Source organism: Achromobacter sp. UBA5777 (genome assembly GCF_002418565.1).
In the GTDB taxonomy this organism is placed as follows: Bacteria; Pseudomonadota; Gammaproteobacteria; order Burkholderiales; family Burkholderiaceae_B; genus Achromobacter; species Achromobacter animicus.
In genome coordinates this window covers 1-219 of sequence record NZ_DIEJ01000086.1, presented here as the reverse complement: position 1 = coordinate 219, position 219 = coordinate 1, and the positions used below count along the sequence as shown (strand labels likewise).

1 pseudogene is annotated in these 219 nt (G+C 71.7%); it reads left to right on the top strand.

From position 1 onward, the window contains the following. A pseudogene (locus B3446_RS06120) lies at window positions 1–219 on the top strand (glycerol-3-phosphate dehydrogenase); the annotation flags it as partial.

Here is a 219-nt window from a genome sequence, read left to right as displayed (position 1 = left end):
GGCGCCTTGTCGGGCCCGTCGTTCGCGCGCGAAGTCGCCCAGGGCCTGCCCGTCGCCTTGACGGTCGCCAGCAGCAGCCCCGCCCTGCGCGAAGCCACCACCGCCGCCTTCCATGGCGCGGCGCTGCGCGTCTACGCCAGCACCGATCTGGTGGGTGTCGAAGTGGGCGGCGCGCTCAAGAACGTCATTGCGGTTGCCTGCGGCATTGGCGATGGCCTT